Origin of the sequence: Pseudomonas sp. B6001 (assembly GCF_013386015.1) — a bacterium.
In the GTDB taxonomy this organism is placed as follows: Bacteria; Pseudomonadota; Gammaproteobacteria; order Pseudomonadales; family Pseudomonadaceae; genus Aquipseudomonas.
Genome location: NZ_JACAOX010000018.1, coordinates 59,598 through 80,344 on the forward strand (window position 1 = coordinate 59,598; position 20,747 = coordinate 80,344).

General features: G+C 53.4%; 16 protein-coding genes. All 16 read right to left on the reverse strand.

All coding sequences use genetic code 11. The features are described 5' to 3' along the window. Positions 1 to 5: 5 nt before the first annotated feature. The 16 genes from asnB to hisC all read right to left on the reverse strand — a co-directional run bounded on the left by asnB (position 6) and on the right by hisC (position 20,745). Entirely contained in the window at positions 6 to 1,934 is a 1,929-nt protein-coding gene (asnB, locus tag HX821_RS19990) for an asparagine synthase (glutamine-hydrolyzing) (RefSeq protein ID WP_177008091.1), read from the reverse strand. 10 nt (positions 1,935 to 1,944) lie between these two features. Further along, complete coding sequence (locus HX821_RS19995) at positions 1,945 to 3,276, reverse strand: O-antigen polymerase (protein ID WP_177008092.1); 1,332 nt, start codon at positions 3,274 to 3,276, stop codon at positions 1,945 to 1,947. Next, positions 3,273 to 4,520 (reverse strand): hypothetical protein, encoded by a 1,248-nt coding sequence (locus HX821_RS20000; protein ID WP_177036269.1) that lies wholly within the window; start codon positions 4,518 to 4,520, stop codon positions 3,273 to 3,275. The genes HX821_RS19995 and HX821_RS20000 overlap by 4 nt, the downstream gene beginning before the upstream one ends. A 47-nt stretch (positions 4,521 to 4,567) precedes the next feature. Further along, entirely contained in the window at positions 4,568 to 5,548 is a 981-nt protein-coding gene (locus HX821_RS31855; RefSeq protein WP_250884715.1) for a glycosyltransferase, read from the reverse strand. An 81-nt stretch (positions 5,549 to 5,629) separates the two neighbouring features. Beyond that, positions 5,630 to 6,544: a GDP-mannose 4,6-dehydratase gene (locus HX821_RS20010; RefSeq protein WP_008437699.1), complete on the reverse strand. Its 915-nt coding sequence runs from the start codon at positions 6,542 to 6,544 to the stop codon at positions 5,630 to 5,632. Further along, a complete protein-coding gene (gene gmd, locus HX821_RS20015; RefSeq protein ID WP_008437698.1) occupies positions 6,528 to 7,565 on the reverse strand; it encodes a GDP-mannose 4,6-dehydratase in 1,038 nt (345 codons plus the stop codon). Before gmd ends, HX821_RS20010 begins: the two co-directional genes overlap by 17 nt. Before the next feature lie 26 nt (positions 7,566 to 7,591). Continuing rightward, complete coding sequence (locus HX821_RS20020) at positions 7,592 to 9,040, reverse strand: mannose-1-phosphate guanylyltransferase/mannose-6-phosphate isomerase (protein ID WP_008437697.1); 1,449 nt, start codon at positions 9,038 to 9,040, stop codon at positions 7,592 to 7,594. Beyond that, the gene (wecC, locus tag HX821_RS20025; protein WP_008437696.1) at positions 9,037 to 10,302 is read right to left on the reverse strand and encodes a UDP-N-acetyl-D-mannosamine dehydrogenase; all 1,266 of its coding nucleotides are present in this window, start codon (positions 10,300 to 10,302) and stop codon (positions 9,037 to 9,039) included. Before wecC ends, HX821_RS20020 begins: the two co-directional genes overlap by 4 nt. A gap of 9 nt (positions 10,303 to 10,311) precedes the next feature. After that, positions 10,312 to 11,442 (reverse strand): non-hydrolyzing UDP-N-acetylglucosamine 2-epimerase, encoded by a 1,131-nt coding sequence (gene wecB, locus HX821_RS20030; protein WP_008437695.1) that lies wholly within the window; start codon positions 11,440 to 11,442, stop codon positions 10,312 to 10,314. Between the two features lie 787 nt (positions 11,443 to 12,229). Next, positions 12,230 to 13,600 carry a Wzz/FepE/Etk N-terminal domain-containing protein gene (locus HX821_RS20035; RefSeq protein WP_177036270.1) on the reverse strand — a complete coding sequence of 457 codons (1,371 nt, stop codon included), beginning with the start codon at positions 13,598 to 13,600 and terminating at the stop codon, positions 12,230 to 12,232. A 387-nt stretch (positions 13,601 to 13,987) separates the two neighbouring features. Continuing rightward, positions 13,988 to 14,233 carry a lipopolysaccharide assembly protein LapA domain-containing protein gene (locus HX821_RS20040; protein WP_008437692.1) on the reverse strand — a complete coding sequence of 82 codons (246 nt, stop codon included), beginning with the start codon at positions 14,231 to 14,233 and terminating at the stop codon, positions 13,988 to 13,990. Between the two features lie 24 nt (positions 14,234 to 14,257). Continuing rightward, positions 14,258 to 14,554: an integration host factor subunit beta gene (gene ihfB, locus HX821_RS20045; RefSeq protein WP_008437689.1), complete on the reverse strand. Its 297-nt coding sequence runs from the start codon at positions 14,552 to 14,554 to the stop codon at positions 14,258 to 14,260. Between the two features lie 339 nt (positions 14,555 to 14,893). Further along, positions 14,894 to 16,588 (reverse strand): 30S ribosomal protein S1, encoded by a 1,695-nt coding sequence (rpsA, locus tag HX821_RS20050; RefSeq protein WP_003218806.1) that lies wholly within the window; start codon positions 16,586 to 16,588, stop codon positions 14,894 to 14,896. A 119-nt stretch (positions 16,589 to 16,707) separates the two neighbouring features. Beyond that, positions 16,708 to 17,397 (reverse strand): (d)CMP kinase, encoded by a 690-nt coding sequence (gene cmk / locus HX821_RS20055; RefSeq protein WP_003172653.1) that lies wholly within the window; start codon positions 17,395 to 17,397, stop codon positions 16,708 to 16,710. Beyond that, on the reverse strand, positions 17,394 to 19,604 hold the full coding sequence (locus tag HX821_RS20060; protein ID WP_256344320.1) for a bifunctional prephenate dehydrogenase/3-phosphoshikimate 1-carboxyvinyltransferase: 2,211 nt from the start codon (positions 19,602 to 19,604) through the stop codon (positions 17,394 to 17,396). The genes cmk and HX821_RS20060 overlap by 4 nt, the downstream gene beginning before the upstream one ends. Before the next feature lie 28 nt (positions 19,605 to 19,632). Continuing rightward, positions 19,633 to 20,745, reverse strand: a complete 1,113-nt coding sequence (hisC, locus tag HX821_RS20065; protein WP_008437685.1) for a histidinol-phosphate transaminase — start codon at positions 20,743 to 20,745, stop codon at positions 19,633 to 19,635. Positions 20,746 to 20,747 lie beyond the last annotated feature (2 nt).

The window sequence follows — 20,747 nt, forward strand, 5'->3', positions numbered from 1 at the left end:
CCCACTCAACCGTCGAGGGCGAAATCGCCGTCCAGATACTGTTTGCACCAGAGTTCCATGCAAACGATGCCGAACAACGTATAAGCAGCGTCTATCCGGCCTGAACGATCTGCTTCGATCAGATGCGCCACCGCCTTGGGATCGAATATCCCCCTTTTCAGCAGGGATGCAGGAGAAAGCACCTCATCGACCAAAGGCTTCAGGCGTCCTTGCAACCAGTTGCGAAGCGGTACGCCGAAGCCCGTCTTGGGCCGGTAGATGACGTCGTGAGGCAGATAGGGTTCCATGGCCTTCTTGAAAATCCATTTCCCTTCCCGGCCTTTTTGCTTGATATCCGATGGCAGTGAGCCAGCCAGGCGGACCAGGTCAAGATCCAGCAGCGGCACACGCACTTCGACGCCCGTCGCCATACCCATCTTGTCGGTGTAGTTGAGATTGTGATCGGTGAGAAAATGCTTGCACTCCAGGGTGAGCATTTTATCAAGGGGCGTGGCATCCGAAGGCAGCCGCGAAAGTGTTTCTCGCATCGGCGCAAACAGATCATCGGCCGCCAGCTGGCGTCGCAAGTCTGGCGCCAACAGGCCATACGCCTGTTCAGGTTCAAGCCAGAGGAAATAACTGATCAAGCGATCATCAGCAGGCAAGTCCGCATAGCGAAAAGCCTTCCCGAGACGACGAGACAGCGGAGAGGATGCAGGAAGCAGGTTTGAACTGCTGGCCAAAACCGAACGCAGCGGTCGAGGCATTCCGCCCCACCAACGCTCTTGCGCCAACGCGAAATGACGACGATAGCCCGTGAAAATATCATCTCCCCCGGCACCCGACAGCAGAACCTTGATGCCGTTCTGGCTTGCCAGTTCCGAGATGAACAACGCATTCAGCGCCGCCGGATCCGGCGTAGGTTCATCGAGCAGATAAACCATTTCAGGCAGACGATCCATCATCTCATCGCCGACGCCTACGACATGCAGGTCGACATCCAGATGCTTGGCAACGCGCTGTGCGTACGGAAGGTCATCGGCGAACCCCTCGTTCGCAGTGGAGCCGTTGTCTACACGGATACTGAAGCACTGCAACCGCCCCTTATCGCGCATTTCCTGCGCTGCGAACGCGACGATGGCACTGGAGTCCAAGCCGCCTGACAAGAATGAACCCAAGGGTACGTCGGACACCAACTGACGCTGGACGGCAGTCCTGACGGCATCGGCGACATCAACAGCGACATCAGCAACCGTTTTTGTCAGGGGTTTCTCGGAAATCGGCAGTTCGTAGTAAAACCAGCTCTTCTCGATATGCCCATTACGGACGCATAACGCTTGGCCAGGTAAAACCTTTTTGATATCCCGCACGATCGTCCGATCACCCGGCGACCAGAGAAAACCAAGGTGCGCGAGTACGGCTTGCGGGTCGATTTCAGTTTTACTGAAGCCGCCTCGGATCAAGCCCTTCATTTCACTTGAAAATGCAAAACAACCATCACTGGAATGGATATAGAGGGGTTTGACGCCCATCTGATCTCGAGCCACCCAAAGCGTTTCGGTGTCGCGTTCCCAGAATACGACCGCGAAAATCCCGTTCAAACGGTTTAAACACTCAATCCCATAACGACAGAACAGTGCGAGCAATACTTCGGAGTCGGACTGGCTGGAAAAATGATCCCCCGCCGCTTCGAGATGAGCCCTTAACTCCCGAAAGTTATAGATTTCACCGTTAAACACCATGACCACTCGCCCATCGGCAGAGACCATGGGTTGGTGACCGGCGGAAGTGGTATCGAGAATGGAAAGGCGCACCTGGCCCAACCATACACCAACGTCGGTATCGGCCCAGACGCCTTGATCATCAGGCCCACGACGTCGAATAAACGAAAGCGCTGAAGAGAAGTCAATAGATTCCCGCGTTCCGTTGTGAATGTAGCCCAAAATTCCGCACATATCAGTTTCTCTAGATTGGGTTATTGACTGGCTCTTCGCGCTTTGAGCTCAAGAATAAAAAAGGAAGCCATATAGACGCTATGAGAAGAGCGACCGACGCCAATTCCCCTCGAAAAAGGTGAAGCAGGGAGGCGATCGCCAATGCATAAAGACCTAACGCTCGGTCGCTTTGGGGGTTATAGACAACTGCGCCATAAAGCCGCCCACCTATAACGCCAAGAAGAAAACCGCCGAATAGTACGCCCAGCGTGCCAAAGTTCATATAAAGCTCACCAAAAATACCTGGCGGCAATGTCGTACCTTCCATGAGCCATTTATCTGGCCAAAAGGCACCTGTAAACACCCCGGCTGCGGTAAGTGGCTTATTCGGGAAAAGACCCGAAGGTATTAAAATCAATACAACCATCAGCAGCGTCGTGCCATTCTGCCATTCCAGCCTCTCGGGCATAGCATCTATGAGCACAGTCATGGTCTGCAACTGCATTAGATTACCCGTAAACTGAGTCGCCAAAAAATGAATGAACGACAGGAAAACACCTTGATCTTCGTTAATGAAAAAGAATCTACCTGTCGCGAGAAACTCCTGCTTAAACAGGTGATAGGTCATCAGCGAAACAAACATCACCACCCCAAGCACCGCTCCTTTTACAAGACTGACACGCTTAACGCGGTAATGCCGAACTATAATCAGCGACAATACGATAATAAAAATTGTCGATTTCTGACCCTGGAGAGCGCAAATAAACAAACCGCCCAAAAAATATAACCAGAAGCAAAACCGCTCGGAAAGTGACTTCTTCCCGGCACGGGTCAACCGTATATACCAGGCCAGCGAGACAGAGAGCAGCAAGTTCTCCAAGAGGAACAAGCCGTTCAAACCTGCAAACGCCCTTATCCTGTCACTGGCACCTTGAAGCAACCCCGAGACCCCGCCTAGGATTACAAGAATAGTTGTAAACGCCAGCAGCGCCACTAACGAAAAACCTAAGGCCCGTTGCGAAAAAATCCTTGGACCTACTATGTAGCGTATCCCGACGGGAAAATTAAAATGCGTTTTCCGTCCTAACCAACACCCCATCAAAACAAAAATCAAAGCCCCGGCATACAGCAAAATGGCATAGTCAATAGAACTCTGCTTATCGAAAAAGGCAAACTCCCAAAACTGACTAAACCCATCAAACCCCATGATAAAGGGATATAATGGGACAATAACGCCTGCAAACCAGATCACCAAAAAGAAAAAGCCAACGCCAAAACAATCAAACGCTTTTTTTTCAAGCGGGACTCGCAAGTGCTCAGGCCCTAAATATTTTTCTTCCAAGGTATCAACCTCTTGGGTCATAAATCAGCGAGGCGGACTCTCACCGCAATCAGAAGCAGCACGGCGGACAAAACAGCACCAACCACATACCCCAAAACGCCAGCCCAAGCATCCAAAACAGGGATACCGACGTATAGAATTAAAAGAACAAGCAAGCCCTCTACAATATTGGTTTTAAGGCTTAAACTAAAAACACGCAATGCGACCAGTATTGTACCGCAAGCAAGAGCCATAGCCTTCAGGGGCAACGTCAACGCCAACACAATGATATACATGGCCGTCTGCTTATAAACACCGCCCACACACACCAACCATATACAAGAGCAAAGGATCAACAGCAAAGCAACCGTGGATGAGATCTTTAACATGCTTTTTGAGAATGCATGATACCTTTCGCGCAACTCGCTTTTATCATGGATGACCTCGACCAACTCAGGAAGGGCCCTTTGTGCAATGATTGCCAATGGCAGCAAGCCAAGAATAAGGCTCAATATAGCAATACCAAAAAAACCGATCTCGTCGGTTTTCACATGATAAGCAGTCAACATCAGGACAGGCAGACTATCCACCAACAGACGAACAAACAGGCTGGCATTGACAATGACACCGGACTTGGCCGTTGTCATTAATTCGCGCCCGTTCACCTGGCGAAAATCAAGCGCCAGAAAGATATGCGCTCGCAGTTTCCACCAAACGGCAGCGAGACAAAAGAACTCACCAAGATAACGAGCGGCCATCCAGCCCTGGATACCATACAACTTCGTCAACACAACATGCAGAATAACGCCCGCCCCGGCAACCAGCATCAGAACGAAGTAGATCTCGCGTATCGCCTTCGCCCCCTGAGCAAAGCCAGTCGTTACACGAAGCAAATTAGTCAACAGCACCAAGCCACAGGTTGTAAAAACATAAGAACTAATCGCAGAGGTCAGCACAAACTCATGCGCGACGTATATACCAGCAATCACGACACCTGAAGCGATCCCGACCAACAAAAACACTTGCCGAAGCACTTCACTTTGACGAGAAGTACCATGACTCGCCGCCGTATCGCGAATCGCGATGCTTTGCATGCCCAAACTTCCTGCCAGTACGACAAGAGCAATAATTGTTTCCAGCGAGCGCACCACGCCGACGACCGACGGATCAACCCAAGGCGTGATCAAAAACTGACTTATTATTACCCCACCTTGAATACAGGCAGTAATAACGATCAGCTGTAACAGCTTCGAACTTTCAAACATGCTGATCAGACGATTCAACACACGCTACCACCATGAATCTTTATAAACACTATCAACGAAGCTCTCCTTTATTTCACCAGCGACAAGGAATCCAGGACATTTTTAAGCGCCACACGACGAGCTGCGATGGAATAATTGGAAGAAATCCACTGATGCCTGGCTTTGGCATCTTCAGCGCAAGTCGGCGTGGCGACAACCGTCTCCATGGCCGCAGCAATTTCTTCCTGGCTATCTGGTTGAACCCAGTAAGCGAAGTTACCCGCGACCTCAGGCACCGCGCCCCGAGGCGACGTGATCACTCGCGCGCCACACGCCAGCGCTTCGCCGATCGCATGCCCGAAACCTTCATAGAGCGTTGGTTGAACATAGGCCAGGCAATTGCGGTAGTGGTGCAGCTTTTCTTCATCGGAAATCATCCCGACAAACTCCACCTTGTCTGCCACACCCAGGCGCTGCGCCAGGTCTTTTAGTTCCTGCAGGTAGTCACCATGTTTGCCAGCAACAACCAGGCGAAGATGACTTGCGTTAGCCGAAACCTTTGCAAACGCCTCAATCGTCGGAATCAGCCCTTTACGAATGGCGTTCGTACGACTGGTCCAGGTCACCGTAAAAAAGTAATTCGATCCAACCGCCGGAAGCTCGCCAGGAGAATAGTAATCTGTATCAATCGCCAGCGTTGCGTACACGGGGTTTCTCACCGGCAGGTTGGTTGTGACTTCCTCACACTCCGATCTTGAGATGAACAGGTTTCGATCGGCTAATAACAGCGAGGTACGCAGTACTGCCTTCTGCCATAGCGGACGGTCCAGATAACACAGACCCGGGATTTCTTTCCGGCAGGTGGAGTAGTCAAAGGCCCCAGTTACAATTACCGGCCGACGACGGAGTTTTCCGGCGAGCAACGGAAGCGGCGAATGCCCCCACCACCAACAAAAATAGAGATCCGCTTTCCAATCTAATGTGCCCGGCGTCCCGGACAGAACGACTTCGTGTCCGAGCTCCTTGAGAATTCGAATATCAACCCGATAAAACTCAACTTTATCAAACATCTCGCGCCAATTAGCGTGAGCGGACATATTAGCAAAAAAACATATACGCACAGTGCACCAACCCGTTACTTGCCAACCGTATTAAACACGTGCCTTCTGCTGATACATTGACAGCAATGTATCGTGCAAACTAGGCACATTAATTTCACCTACCACATCAAAGAGCTTGGCCGGACTACCATAAAGCTCTTTAACTTCATCTTCCCTGACAAAGGCAGGATCAACTGTTATCGTTGGCCGATAACCTGCAATCTGTTCCATTTCATCAATCACGCTCAGTAAGGAAATGCTGCGCCCCGAGCAGATATTTATAAACTCACCACGTTGATTGGACGTCAACAGCCTTGAATAGGCCTCCACCACAAAACCGACATCAGACAAGTCGCGGGATACATCCAGATTGCCCAATCTGAGCTCCTTTTCTCCACGGGCAAATGCGCCCACGATCTTGGAGAAAACGAATGACTCCGATTGGCCGGGTCCAGTGTAATTGAATGGCCGTACCACCAATATAGGCATACGAGAAAACCACTTGCGGACAAGGGCCTCCATCGTCAGCTTGCTCAGTGCGTAATGATTAACGGGCTGCGGTTCACTGCTTTCTGAAATGGGCGATGAAATAGCGTTCCCGTAAATGTTTGCACTGCTCGCAATGATGATTTTTTCAACGACCACCTCAGCCTCCTTAATCGCATTAAGAAGGCTTTCTGTACCCAATACATTGACTCGGTAATATGACAAGGCATCGCTGCTGGTGACATGCGCCAGCGCGGCCAAGTGAATGACATGGGTGGGCTGAACCTGCTTTATCCAACCACTGAGTCGCGCCGTGTCATTCAGGTCCGCATCCAAGTGGTCAAACTCACAGGCCAGGCGCTCCCCACCAAGGCCGGCAACCCGCCAGCCGGCCTTGGTGAGGCTTTGCGCCAAATGCTTTCCAGTAAAACCCGAGAGCCCTGTAATCAGTACTGTCCGATCTTTACTTTGAAGTGCCATTGCGAACCCTTCTCAAGTCAGCTTCAACCATCAGCTGGCACAGTTGCTCCAGCGTCGTTTCTGGTTTCCAGCCTAACCGCTCTTTTGCAAACGAAGCGTCGCCAATCAACAACTCGACTTCCGCGGGTCGATAGAAGCGTGGGTTAACTTTTACCCGGGTGATGCCGGTACGACGGTCAACGCCGAATTCGTTCTCGCCACTTCCAGACCAATCGATATCAACCCCTACGGCCTTGAAGCTCATGGCAACAAAATCACGAACGGTTTCAGTGCGGTTGGTAGCAAGCACAAATGTTTCCGGTGTGTCGATCTGCAACATCCGGTGCATGCCATCTACATACTCTTTAGCGAAACCCCAGTCGCGCTTGGCATCCATGTTTCCGAGTTCCAGCACTTGCTGCTCGCCCATTTCGATACTGGCGACAGCATCGGTAATTTTACGAGTAACAAACTCTTTTCCTCGCAGCGGAGACTCATGATTGAACAGAATGCCGCTGGTGGCAAAAATATCATATGATTCGCGATAGTTGATGGTTGTCCAATGCGCAAACAACTTCGCAACACCGTAAGGGCTGCGTGGGTAGAAAGGCGTGCTTTCAGATTGAGGAACAGCCTGTACCAGCCCGAACATTTCAGATGTCGAAGCTTGATAGAAACGAATCTTCGGATTTACTATTCGGATCGCTTCGAGCAAATTAAGCGCACCGACTCCGGTAATCTGCGCGGTTGTAATTGGCTGATCGAAGGAAACGCCTACGAAGCTTTGAGCCGCCAGGTTATAAACCTCGTCCGGGGCGCAATTCTGAATTAAACGAATAGTTCCGGAGAGATCAGTCAAATCAAATTCGACAAGATGAAGATCATCATGCCCAAAAACACCAAGTTCCTCTAATCGCCAGAAACTTACAGAACTTGTGCGGCGATAGGCGCCATAGACCTTATAACCCTTGGACAGCAGCAGTTCGACAAGGTAAGCCCCATCCTGACCTGTAACACCAGTAACCAGCGCATGCTTCTGCATCTGTACAACTCCTAAAAATTTAAGCCTTAAACACGTCCATAGGTATCGTCAAATCGAACAATATCATCCTCACCCAAGTACGTTCCCGACTGCACCTCTATGATCTCAAGAGGAATGGTGCCAGGATTGGAAAGGCGATGAACATGGCCAATAGGGATATAAGTACTCTGGTTTTCGTTCAGCTGAAAAACACGATCTTCACAGGTGACTTCAGCGGTGCCAGACACAACAATCCAATGCTCCGCCCGATGGTAATGCTTCTGCAAACTCAAGGTTGCTTTCGGCTTCACCAATATCCGCTTCACCTGAAAGCGCGAGCCCGAATCTATGCTGTCGTACCAGCCCCATGGGCGATGAACACGACGATGAAGCTTTGATTCTGGCCTGGCCTTGATATTCAACGCTTCGACAATAGCCTTCACACCCTGGCTACGATCTTTATCCGCAACCAATACGGCATCAGGCGTCTCGACGATAACAATATTTTCAAGCCCCACGGCCGTTACCAAACGGTGAGAGGCGTAAACCAATGTATTGGAGCTGGAGTCTATTATTACGTCGCCATGGGTAGCGTTTTGTTTTTCGTCCTTTTCACTCGAACGCCAAACAGCATCCCATGCTCCAAGATCAGACCAACCGGCATCCATCGTGAGCATTTTCAACGTCAGGCCAGCTGAAGGCGTTTTCGCGCAATGCTCGATCACGGCATAGTCAATCGACTCAGGCGGTATCAGGGAAAACGCGTCAAGTTGTGGTCGAATAAACCCATTATCTTCAACTCGGCCCTTCCACGCGGCCTCAGTGGCATCGAAGATGTCACTTCTGAACGCGCCCAGTGCTTTCAACCATACTGACGCGCGCAGCACAAAAATACCGCTATTCCAGAAATAGCTTCCATCTTCCAGGTATTTTTCTGCGGTTGTCCGCTCAGGCTTTTCAACAAACGCATCCACCCTCTTGACGGTAGAGGGATCTGCCGAGTGGATATAACCATAACCCGTCTCAGGGCGATCAGGCGTAATCCCCAAGATCACAATGCTGCCGTCTTTCGCAACATCGACCGCTTTACTGACCGTGTCAGTAAAAGCTTGAATATCGAGAATCATCTGGTCGGCCGGGACAACGACCAGAACCGGGTCAATCTCCTCTCCCACCTCATCGCGCGCATAAAGCGCCGCCAACGTAAGCGCAGGGGCCGTATTGCGTCCTACCGGTTCAAGAATGACAACAGCTTTAGAAACGTTCATTTCCCGGATCTGGTCGAGACACAGGAAACGATGCTCATCGTTGGCAACGATGCATGGAGCCAATAAATCCGAGCCTTGACCGTCAATCTTCAACAGTCGGGCAATCGCCTGCTGAAACAACGTCTCCCGCCCCGAAATTGCCAGAAACTGCTTCGGGTAAAGAGTTCTGCTAAGCGGCCAGAGTCTCGTTCCCGAGCCTCCAGACATAATAACCGGAAGAATTTTCATACAAGCCAGATTCCCCGGGTATCAACAATCCGGCGACCCTCGAGAAGTGAAGAAGAAACACTTTTGAATGGCTTGTGATCCACCAGTAACAACAAGACATCCGCGCGCTCAAACGCTTCTTCTATTGTGCACAACTCAGCGTTCGGCAACGTCGCAGGCAGAGAATCAATATTAGGTTCTACGACAATAACCTTCCCGGCGTGCCGGCTTGAGATATTTTTCGTAATTTCCAGAGATGGACTTTCCCGCAGGTCATCAATATCAGGTTTGAATGCCAGGCCGAAGCACGCGATAACAATGTCTTTTTCCGACTTCCCGGGGTGACTCGACAGATGATCGGCCACAGCAGCATCAACTTTCTCCATAACCCACGACGGTTTTGAGTCATTGACTTCGCGTGCAGTTTGGATCAGTTTCGCCTGGCCTTCAGCCTGACTCACGATGAACCAAGGGTCGACGGCGATGCAATGCCCACCCACGCCAGGTCCTGGTTGGAGGATATTGACGCGAGGGTGCCGGTTGGCGAGCTTGATAAGCTCCCACACATCGACATCGAACTTATCGCATATCATCGACAATTCGTTCGCGAAGGCAATATTCACATCGCGAAAGCTGTTCTCGGTCAACTTGCACATTTCTGCTGTTCGGGCGTTGGTGATAATGCACTCGCCCTCTACAAACAATTTATACAGACGTGTCGCGGCTTCTGAGCACTTGGGGGTCATCCCGCCGATGACGCGATCATTCTGTACCAACTCACGCAACACGTGGCCGGGAAGCACGCGCTCAGGGCAGTGAGCCACGCGAATGTCCGACGCCTCGCCATGGGTCTGCGGGAACGTCAGGTCAGGGCGTGCTTCAGCCAGCCATGCCGACATCTTTTCAGTCGCACCCACGGGAGAAGTGGACTCGAGAATGACCAGATCACCCTTTTTCAATACTGGCGCAATGGATTTGCTTGCGGACTCAATGTAAGAAAGGTCCGGAGCATGACCGTCCTTGAAAGGAGTGGGCACCGCAATCAAGAAGGCGTCCGCCGGCTCAGGTCGTGTACTGGCGCGCAGATACCCCTCGGTCACGGCCGCGTGCACGACTATGTCCAAATCAGGCTCAACGATATGAATCTGTCCGCCGTTGATCGTATCGACGGCCTTTTGATTAACGTCGACACCAATGACCTTTAACTTTCGCGCAGCAAAAACGGCTGCGGTTGGCAAACCGATATAGCCCAAACCAATTACAGAAATAGTGGAAAAATCCATGACCAAACCTTAATTTTTGAAAGTGGCTAGAGCATTAACAATACGCATGCAGGCGTGACCGTCACCATAAGGATTATGAGCAACGCTCATCTCCTCGTAAGCCTTTTGATCAAGTAAAAGCTCACGCAAGTGGTGAACTATCTTGTCCTTCTCTGTACCGACCAATCTGACGGTACCTGCCTCAATCGCCTCAGGCCGCTCGGTAGTGTCCCGCATGACCAGCACGGGCTTGCCCAAAGAAGGTGCCTCTTCCTGCACACCACCGGAGTCCGTCAGAATCAAGTACGACCGATTCATCAAATAGACAAAAGGTAGATAATCCAATGGTTCGATGAGGTGAATATTTTTTATACCAGCCAACAAACGGTTGACCGGTTCACGGACATTTGGATTCAAATGAACGGGGTACACGATCTCCACATCATCAAACTCATGGGCAATCGAAGCCAACGAACTGCAGATCCTTTCGAATCCATCGCCGAAGCTTTCACGCCGATGCCCTGTCACAAGGATGACGCGGCGTTGAGCAGGTAAAAATGCGAACTGCTCGGAGAACTTCTGTTTTAACTGGTCATTGGTTTCGAGCTTCTGTACGACCTCAAGCAGAGCGTCGATTACAGTATTCCCAGTCACATGAATCGCGTCAGGTGACACCCCTTCACGCAGTAAATTCTGTTGCGATCGTTCAGTAGGAGCGAAGTGAAGAAGCGCGAGTGCTCCCGTCAACTTTCGATTGGCCTCTTCCGGCCAGGGAGAATATAAATTTCCGGTGCGAAGCCCAGCTTCGATATGAGCCACAGGAATTTGCTGATAGTACGCCGCCAATGTAGTTGCAAAGGTCGTAGCGGTATCACCATGCACCAAGACGATATCCGGCCGATAAGTCCGGAAGACCTCTTTCATTCCCTGAAGAATACCAGTTGTCACGTCGGTAAGGTCTTGACCCGACTTCATGATATTAAGATCAAAGTCAGGTTCAAGTTTAAATAACTCTAACACTTGATCCAGCATTTCACGGTGTTGACCCGTGACGCAGATTTTGGCCTCAAAACGCTCATCTGCATTCAACGCTAAAGCTAATGGAGCCATTTTTATAGCTTCCGGTCGCGTACCGAAAACACTCAAGATCTTTAAAGTCATTAGATTACCAACGATTCCATATCATTATTTAGTCAGAGAATCAGTCTGGAAACCAGCAACGCTGCCATGCCCCTGCCTGACCTACCGATTACGCGCAAGCGAGTTTTCGCCGCTCCAACTGCAACCGCCTCTGCTTTGCAGCGCAGCATATCATCAACAAGCGTGCCAACATAACGCCTGGCTGGCTCAACCACACGCCCCATGAGACCCCATCATCCCCCCCTCAGTTCAGGACAGGACAACGTTTTACCGCAACATTTGCGGTGAGCCGCTTCACCGCAATGATGCGTCGCAACCTCTCATTGAAATTGGGCTTTTGGTTATTGCCCCACAGGAACCCGACCTATCCGAGATCGCTATTGGGCCCACGCTCGACTGTGCCATGCAGCTCGTTGCTAATCGCCGGCGCACCCTGCACGACCGACCTGGCCGAACAGTACGCCCTTATCAAATTCCGAACCAATACTAGCCATAAGCCATTAACCTGGAGACCGCACATAAAAATCCACATCAAACCGTATTAGGCGGTGCACCATCAACTATTAAACCAACAATACAAACCTGTGCAGGACGCTTGACGCCCGCACAAGTAAACAAAGATCAAATGCCGAAACGCCATGAAGACTCGACGCAAAGTCTTAGTAACTTTTGATAGCCGAGAAACCACCCAGGAATGCCCCTCGGCGGTTCACAGTTGCGCAAGCACGTAATGCAGGTTCCGTATGAAAGCAAGAAATACGGCCCCGAGGGGAAAACGCGTGAAGCCAAAAGCTTCACGGCCTTGGAGTTATTTTCGGTTTAACTTATTGCCAGGCTCTTGTTGCCGATCCAACTGAGCGACCGAATGGAGAAGTGAGCCTGCCGGCTCGCGCCCATCGCGCTCTGCATTGTCGCGAGCAGCACGTAACGCCTGCCTGACCAACGCAATACCAATCGCGACAATCGCCCCCAGGAGCAGGCCAAGAAAAATGATCAATGGACGATTCGGGCTCGACGGAACCAACGGCTCAAGGGCCTGCTGGTCAATACTCACCAGCCGCAGCTTCGCCAGGTCGATATTCAGACTACTCAAACGGAAAATCTCTGTTCTCAACGGTTGAACGCCCGCAAGAAAGATATCTTCATTTTTTCGAGCATCCAGGACCTCAATCTCTCGGTTGGATGCGAGCAACTGAAGCTCCCTGGCGATTTGAGCGATGCGCGACTCGGTAAAATCATCCGACTTGCGTGACTGCAATGCAGCAAGCTCAGCCTTAAGCGCATCTACCCCCATAAAATAAAGTGGGATCTGCTGGTTGTTCACCTCAGTACGCATCACGCTACCAGCGTTCGTCACGGCCGATTCACCAAGTGAAGAAGGCGTAGCCGGCTTTTGAATGCCCAGGGAACGGGCAATCCCTATAGCCTCATTCAGCTGAGCAATACGGTCGCTACGCAAGGTTTTCAACTGCGAACGCAGCGCCTTCAACTCATCCTGCAATTGCGCGCGTTTCAACGAGTCAGCTTCTCGCAATGACGCTATTTTGGCTTCTTTTTCAATATCGTAGTTTGAACGAGCCGAATCGAGCTTGCCTTTAAGCTCCCTCAAACGGTTTTTAACGATCACATTCAAATCAGCCGTGACGCGTTCGCGCTCACTTTCGATAGCGTAGTCGACAAAGCCATTAAGAATAGAGACGCCGTCGACGCCTTTCGGATACATCATCTCGAGCTTGATGTAGGAACTCAGCGAATTTTTCTTATCTGCATCAGGAAGAATCAAACGAATAGAGTCATGATTGAACTCCTGAAAACTCTGCTCCAGAGTCTGCCCAGGACGAACAAATTTCTCGAAAAGCTTCTGATTTTTCTTGAAATAGCTCAGGCGCGTATCATAAGAGTCGAGCGCTGCGCCCACTTTGAGGAGCGCGTCAGCCGGAGGAAGCTGATATATCTCTGATCGATTTAGCGCATCCAAATCATTAATCGCCGCAGGCCGCAAAACCGTGCTGACCTTATATACAGGGGCAGCTAAAAATGCGTAGGACGCCGCAATCAATCCCGCCCCGAGAGTGACGAAAAGCAGAAGTTTTTTTTGTTGCCAGACAGACGCGAAAAGTCGCACAAAATCAATTTCGTCGGACGATCGAACCGGGGGAGCACGGAAGCTACTACTCACAACAAAAACCTGCCTTCAAAGAGAAACTGCGGGCTCGTTATGCAGACAAGATTGTGTATTTTTATTTTAGTTATATGGCCGAAAAAACCCAGCGTCGCTGCCGGACTTTAGCGCACAAAATGCCTGTTATCGAGAACAGATTCCATTTTGCCATCTCACTGACATATTACAAGTCTTGACATATCTGTAGGAGTCTTCCTACACAGATAGGGGCAACCCTTATATAGGCCGCCCGAGAAGGACAGAAAAGCAAATTTCGTAGCCGCGAGACAATAGTCAGTGGTATCGCCGGACTTACCACATGCCGTTCACTCGACGTAACTGGTGCGCACCGCACCAAAAAAATCCGACGAACGGCTCGCGAGTGACACAATAACCATGGAAGCTCTACCCACGCCTTGCGGGCATGGACTTTTGACGTCGGCCCCACCCAACGATGACACTAAACAGCGGTCCCAGCAGCATTCCAATTATCAAGGCCACGACCACAAACACCGACACCGGCATCTGCCCGGTCACCCAGCCCAGGAATGAAAGAGACGCGCCCTGCTGGTTTTCCAGCACGAACCCCAACACTGCCAGCACGACAATTAGCATAGCCAGCACCAGAACAACGCGCTTAACCCCACGCATAACCTTCTCCTACCCCAAAAACAATCAGACGCTTTCTTCTTCGTCTTCGTTCACCCGATCGCGCAATTCCTTGCCCGGCTTGAAATGAGGCACGAACTTGCCGTCAAGGCTGACGGACTGCCCGGTTTTTGGGTTGCGACCCACACGAGGCGCACGATAGTGCAGCGAGAAGCTACCAAACCCACGAATTTCAATCCGATCGCCGGTAGCCAGACATTGGGACATCTGCTCAAGCATGGTCTTGATGGCCAGCTCCACATCCTTGGATGAGAGCAGCCCTTGATGGGTGACAATTCGTTCGATCAACTCCGACTTCGTCATATTTTTCCCTTCTTTTTCAAGCAGCTAGGAAAAGCGCTTCGAAGGTTTTAGCATGACCGGAGGAATTTGAACAGCCCAAGTATTGACTTATATTCAAAGAGTTGGGGCGTAACTCGATGAGAGTTGGCATTGCTCCGCACGGCCGCTAGCCGCCGCTCAGCTTCACTGAAGCCACTCCACGGCGATCACTGCCAGATAGAGCCTGCAGGAGCCGATGCGCTGCCAGCGCGACCACAGCGTTCCACCTGCACAACACCAAGGCGACGTTGCGCACAACACTAAATCCCAGGCACAAAAAAGGGCGACCGAAGTCGCCCTTTTTCTATGGTCTGACAGAACTTAGTTCTGCTTTTCCATTTGTGCACGCAGCAGGTCGCCCAGAGTGGTAGGACCAGCAGAAGGCTCAGAGGTAGCTGGCTTGTCGCGCAGGCTCTGGATGGCTTCTTTCTCTTCAGCATCGTCTTTCGACTTGATGGAGAGCTGGATTACGCGGCTCTTGCGGTCAACGCTGATGATCTTGGCTTCTACTTCTTCGCCTTCTTTCAGAACGTTGCGCGCGTCTTCAACGCGGTCACGGCTGATTTCGGAGGCTTTCAGAGTCGCTTCGATATCGTCGGCCAGAGTGATGATGGCGCCTTTAGCGTCAACTTCCTTCACGATGCCTTTAACGATTGCGCCTTTGTCGTTCTCTTGAACGTACTCGGAGAACGGATCGCTTTCCAGTTGCTTGATACCCAGGGAGATGCGCTCGCGCTCTGGGTCAACCGACAGGATAACGGTGTCCAGCTCGTCGCCCTTCTTGAAACGACGAACAGCTTCTTCGCCAACTTCGTTCCAGGAGATGTCGGACAGGTGAACCAGACCGTCGATGCCGCCGTCCAGACCAATGAAGATACCGAAATCGGTGATCGACTTGATGGTGCCGGAGATTTTATCGCCCTTGTTGAACTGGCCAGAGAAATCTTCCCATGGGTTAGATTTGCACTGCTTGATGCCGAGGGAGATACGACGACGCTCTTCGTCGATGTCCAGAACCATAACTTCCACTTCGTCGCCGACTTGTACGACTTTCGAAGGGTGGATGTTCTTGTTGGTCCAGTCCATTTCGGAAACGTGTACCAGGCCTTCCACGCCTTCTTCCAGCTCTGCGAAGCAGCCGTAGTCGGTCAGGTTGGTAACACGCGCGGTGACGCGAGTGCTTTCTGGGTAACGAGCCTTGATAGCGACCCATGGATCTTCGCCCAGCTGCTTCAAGCCCAGGGAAACACGGTTGCGCTCACGATCGTACTTCAGAACCTTGACATCGATCTCGTCGCCAACGTTGACGATTTCCGATGGATGCTTGATACGCTTCCAAGCCATGTCGGTAATGTGCAGCAGGCCATCGACGCCACCCAGATCGACGAATGCGCCGTAATCGGTGAGGTTTTTGACGATACCTTTGACTTGTTGGCCTTCCTGCAGGGATTCCAGCAGAGCTTCACGCTCGGCGGAGTTCTCTGCTTCCAGGACGCTGCGACGGGAAACGACAACGTTGTTGCGCTTCTGGTCGAGCTTGATGACCTTGAATTCGAGTTCCTTGCCTTCCAGGTGCGTGGTGTCGCGCACAGGACGAACGTCGACCAAAGAACCTGGCAGGAACGCACGGATGCCGTTAACGTCGACAGTGAAGCCGCCTTTAACCTTACCGTTGATAACGCCCTTGACCACTTCTTCAGCTGCGAAGGCTGCTTCGAGAACAATCCAGCATTCAGCGCGCTTGGCTTTTTCACGGGACAGCTTGGTTTCACCGAAACCGTCTTCAACCGAGTCCAGAGCAACGTGAACTTCGTCACCGACATTGATAGTCAGGTCACCAGCATCGTTGTAGAACTGTTCCAGCGGGATCAGAGCTTCAGACTTCAGACCAGCGTGAACGGTTACCCAGCGAGCTTGGTAATCGATATCAACGATAACACCGGTGATGATGGAGCCTGCCTGAAGGTTCAGGGTTTTTAGGCTTTCTTCAAAGAGTTCCGCAAAGCTTTCGCTCATTTTAATTCCTGTTGATAAGGGCGAAGAATACGCCCATCTCCACACCCCAGACGGTGTGGGTCAGTTTCAATTAAAAGAAGCACCACAGGACTATGACTGGTCCCCTGCGGCCTTCTTGGTCACCCGGCGATATCGCGAATGGCGATTTCACTCAAGATGCGTTCCAGCACCTGCTCGATGGACAACTCCGTGGAATCCAGCTGTATGGCGTCAGCCGCCGGCTTGAGCGGGGCTACCGCACGCTGGGTATCACGCTCATCGCGTGCACGGATCTCATCTAGCAGACTCGACAGACTAACACCATCGACTTTGCCCTTCAACTGCAAGTAACGGCGACGGGCCCGCTCCTCGGCGCTGGCCGTGAGGAAAATCTTCAGCGGCGCCTCGGGGAAGACCACCGTGCCCATGTCGCGGCCATCGGCCACCAGACCCGGCGGTTCCTGGAAAGCCCGCTGGCGCTGCAGCAAAGCATCGCGCACCGCCGGCAATGCGGCGACCTGGGAAGCCCAGGAGCCGACCTGCTCGTTGCGCAGGTCGTCGGTCACATCGTCCCCTTCCAGGATGATGCGCTGGGGATGACCTTCGGTCGCCCCGACGAACTGCACGTCAAGATGCGCAGCCAGCAGCTTCAGCGATTCTTCGTTGGTCAGGTCGACGCCATGGTTGCGGGCGGCAAAGGCCAGCAAGCGGTACAGCGCCCCGGAATCCAGCAGGCACCAGCCCAGGCGCTTGGCCAGGATGCCGGCGATCGTGCCCTTGCCCGAGCCACTTGGCCCGTCGATGGTAATCACCGGTGCTTTGATATTCACAATTGAGCCTCTTGGGCAACACGGATGCCGACTTGGGCACACAGTGTAAGAAAATTCGGAAAAGACGTAGCCACGTTGGCACAGTCATGGATACGAATCGGCGCAGCCGCTCGCAGGGAAGCCACGCTGAAGGCCATGGCAATCCGGTGATCGCCATGGGCGTGGACTTCACCACCGCCGATCACGCCACCATCGATAATAATCCCATCAGGTGTCGGTTCACACTTCACGCCCAGCGCAAGCAGACCGTCGGCCATGACCTGGATCCGGTCGGACTCCTTGACCCGCAGCTCCTCTGCCCCACGCAATACCGTCCGGCCTTCGGCGCACGCCGCAGCCACGAACAACACCGGGAACTCATCGATAGCCAGCGGGACCAGGGCTTCAGGAATCTCGATCCCCTTCAACGGCGCCGCACGAACACGCAAATCAGCGACCGGCTCACCACCCACTTCGCGTTGGTTTTCCAGGGTGATGTCCGCGCCCATCAGTCGCAGGATATCGATCACGCCGGTACGGGTCGGATTGATACCCACATGCTCAAGCAACAGCTCGGAGCCTTCGGCGATTGAAGCCGCCACCAGAAAGAACGCCGAGGAGGAAATATCCCCCGGGACCTCAATATGCGTCGCGGTCAGTGAGTGACCTGACTCAACCGACGCCGTAGCGCCCGCCACGTCCACCGGATACCCAAAACCACGCAACATCCGCTCGGTATGGTCACGGGTCGGCGCCGGTTCGGTAATCGAGGTTTTACCCTCGGCATACAACCCGGCCAACAACAGGCAGGACTTGACCTGAGCGCTGGCCATCGGCAATGCGTAGGTCAGCCCTTTAAGTGCCTGGCCACCGCGAATGGTCAGCGGCGGACGCCCTTCCGGCCCGGTCTCGATCACCGCACCCATTGCGCGCAATGGCTTGGCCACGCGATTCATCGGGCGCTTGGACAGCGAGGCGTCCCCCGTCAACACACTGTCGAAGCGCTGGGCCGCCAGCAAACCGGACAACAACCGCATGGAGGTGCCGGAGTTACCCAGATAGATCGGACCTGGCGCCGGCTTCAAGCCATGCAGGCCAACCCCGTGGATGGTGACGCGCCCATGGTGCGGGCCTTCAATCACCACGCCCATGTCGCGGAACGCCTGCAAAGTCGCCAGGGCGTCCTCACCCTCCAGAAAACCTTCGACTTCAGTGACACCGTCCGCCAGAGAACCGAGCATGATCGAGCGATGGGAGATCGACTTATCCCCAGGCACGCGGATCTGCCCGCTCAAGCGGCCACCGGGACTGGCGAGAAACACCAGGTCATCCGCGTTTACTGCAGCATCCATATAGGCCCGACGCGCCAGAATCTTGCTGAAATGCTCCCGTGCCACCCGCGCACGGGTGAACACGCCCAACAACTGGTGCCCGTCGCCAGCATCGACCGCGTCGCGCAAGGCGTCGAGGTCGCTGCGGAACGTGTCCAGGGTGCGCAACACCGCATCGCGGTTGGCAAGGAAGATGTCGTGCCACATCACCGGATCACTACCGGCGATCCGGGTAAAGTCGCGGAAACCACCGGCGGCGTAGCGGAAAATCTCGAGGTTCTCGTTGCGCTTGGCCAGCGAATCCACCAGGCCAAATGCGAGCAAATGCGGCAGATGGCTGGTCGCTGCCAGCACTTCATCGTGGCGCTCGACCTGCATATGCTCGACATCCGCCCCCAGCTCGCGCCAGAGCCGATCCACCACGGCCAGTGCCGCAGGATCGGTTTCATCCAGTGGTGTCAGAATCACTTTATGGCGACGGAACAGCTGCGCATTGGACGCCTCCACCCCGCTCTGCTCGGACCCGGCAATCGGATGCCCGGGCACAAACCGCGCAGGCATGCCACCAAAGGCCAGCCGCGCCGCACGCACCACATTGCCCTTGGCACTGCCGACATCGGTCAGGATTGCCTGGCCCAGATCCATGCCGGCCAACAGCGCCAGCAACTTCTCCATGGCCAGGATCGGCACCGCCAGCTGAATGACATCCGCGCCCTGGCAGGCTACAGCGAGGTCAGCCTCGCAACGGTCCACCACACCCAACTCCACCGCCAACTTGCGCGATTGCGGGTCCAGGTCCACACCGACCACTTCGCCACACAGGCCGCTTTCCCGCAGGCCCTTCGCAAAGGAGCCGCCGATCAATCCCAGACCGACCACCACCAGGCGACCGATCATAGGTACAGCAGGTTGCAATGCAGTGACATCAACCACGAGCCAGAACCTTGGCCAGCGCTTCGAGGAAGCGGCTGTTTTCAGCAGGCAGACCGATGGTGATGCGCAGGTGGTTCGGCATGCCGTAATTGGCCACCGGACGCACGATCACACCCTCGCGCAGCAAGCCCTGGAACACAGGAGCCGCCACTTGGCCGAGGTCGACGCAGATGAAGTTGCCCTTGGACGGAATCCAGCCCAGGCCCAGCTCACGGAAGCCTTCCTGCAATTGCAGCATGCCGCTTTCGTTGAGGCGACGGCCTTCTTCCAGGTACTCGGTGTCCTGCACCGCAGCGCAAGCCGCCGCCAGCGCGAGGCTGTTGACGTTGAATGGCTGGCGCACACGGTTCAACACATCGGCCACCACCGCAGTGGACAAGCCGTAACCGACCCGCAGCGACGCCAGGCCATAAGCCTTGGAGAAGGTGCGCGAGACCAGCAGGTTCGGATAAGCCGCGAGGAAGTCCAGGCCGTCCGGCAAGTCGCTGCCTTCGGCGTACTCGATGTATGCCTCGTCCAGCACCACCAGTACATGCTCCGGCACGTCCTGCAGGAAGTTATCCAGCACCTCGGCGCTGAACCAGGTGCCGGTCGGGTTGTTCGGGTTGGCGATAAACACGACACGAGTATTGTCATCGATGGCCGCCAGCATGGCTGGCAGGTCATGACCCCAGTCTCTCGCAGGAATCACACGCGCCTCGGCGCCAACGGCCTGAGTGACGATCGGATAGACCGCAAATGCATGCTCGCTGAACACCGCGTTCAAGCCCGGCGCCAGATAGGCACGGCCGACCAGCTCCAGAATATCGTTGGAGCCGTTACCCAGGGTTACCTGGTTGATATCAACGCGGCAGTTTTTCGCCAGCAGCGACTTGAGTTCAAAGCCGTTACCATCAGGATAACGGGTCAGTTCGGCCAGCGCCTCACGAATCGCGGCCAGTACCTTGGGGCTTGGGCCCATCGGGTTTTCGTTACTGGCCAGCTTTACGATCTTCGACGGATCCAGATTCAACTCACGCGCCAGCTCGTCCACAGGCTTGCCCGGAACGTAAGGCGACAGTTGTTGCACGCCCGGCTGCGCCAGGGCGAGGAAGTTGCCACTCATGT

Coding starts and splice junctions, on each gene's coding strand:
- ihfB (WP_008437689.1), bottom strand. CDS start 14,554: ATGACGAAGTCGGAGTTGATCGAACGAATTGTCACCCATCAAGGGCTG.
- asnB (WP_177008091.1), bottom strand. CDS start 1,934: ATGTGCGGAATTTTGGGCTACATTCACAACGGAACGCGGGAATCTATT.
- wecC (WP_008437696.1), bottom strand. CDS start 10,302: ATGGATTTTTCCACTATTTCTGTAATTGGTTTGGGCTATATCGGTTTG.
- gmd (WP_008437698.1), bottom strand. CDS start 7,565: ATGCAGAAGCATGCGCTGGTTACTGGTGTTACAGGTCAGGATGGGGCT.
- HX821_RS20010 (WP_008437699.1), bottom strand. CDS start 6,544: ATGGCACTTCAAAGTAAAGATCGGACAGTACTGATTACAGGGCTCTCG.
- wecB (WP_008437695.1), bottom strand. CDS start 11,442: ATGACTTTAAAGATCTTGAGTGTTTTCGGTACGCGACCGGAAGCTATA.
- rpsA (WP_003218806.1), bottom strand. CDS start 16,588: ATGAGCGAAAGCTTTGCGGAACTCTTTGAAGAAAGCCTAAAAACCCTG.
- HX821_RS20020 (WP_008437697.1), bottom strand. CDS start 9,040: ATGAAAATTCTTCCGGTTATTATGTCTGGAGGCTCGGGAACGAGACTC.
- HX821_RS31855 (WP_250884715.1), bottom strand. CDS start 5,548: ATGTTTGATAAAGTTGAGTTTTATCGGGTTGATATTCGAATTCTCAAG.
- HX821_RS20040 (WP_008437692.1), bottom strand. CDS start 14,233: ATGCGTGGGGTTAAGCGCGTTGTTCTGGTGCTGGCTATGCTAATTGTC.
- HX821_RS20060 (WP_256344320.1), bottom strand. CDS start 19,604: ATGATCGGTCGCCTGGTGGTGGTCGGTCTGGGATTGATCGGCGGCTCC.
- hisC (WP_008437685.1), bottom strand. CDS start 20,745: ATGAGTGGCAACTTCCTCGCCCTGGCGCAGCCGGGCGTGCAACAACTG.
- HX821_RS19995 (WP_177008092.1), bottom strand. CDS start 3,276: ATGACCCAAGAGGTTGATACCTTGGAAGAAAAATATTTAGGGCCTGAG.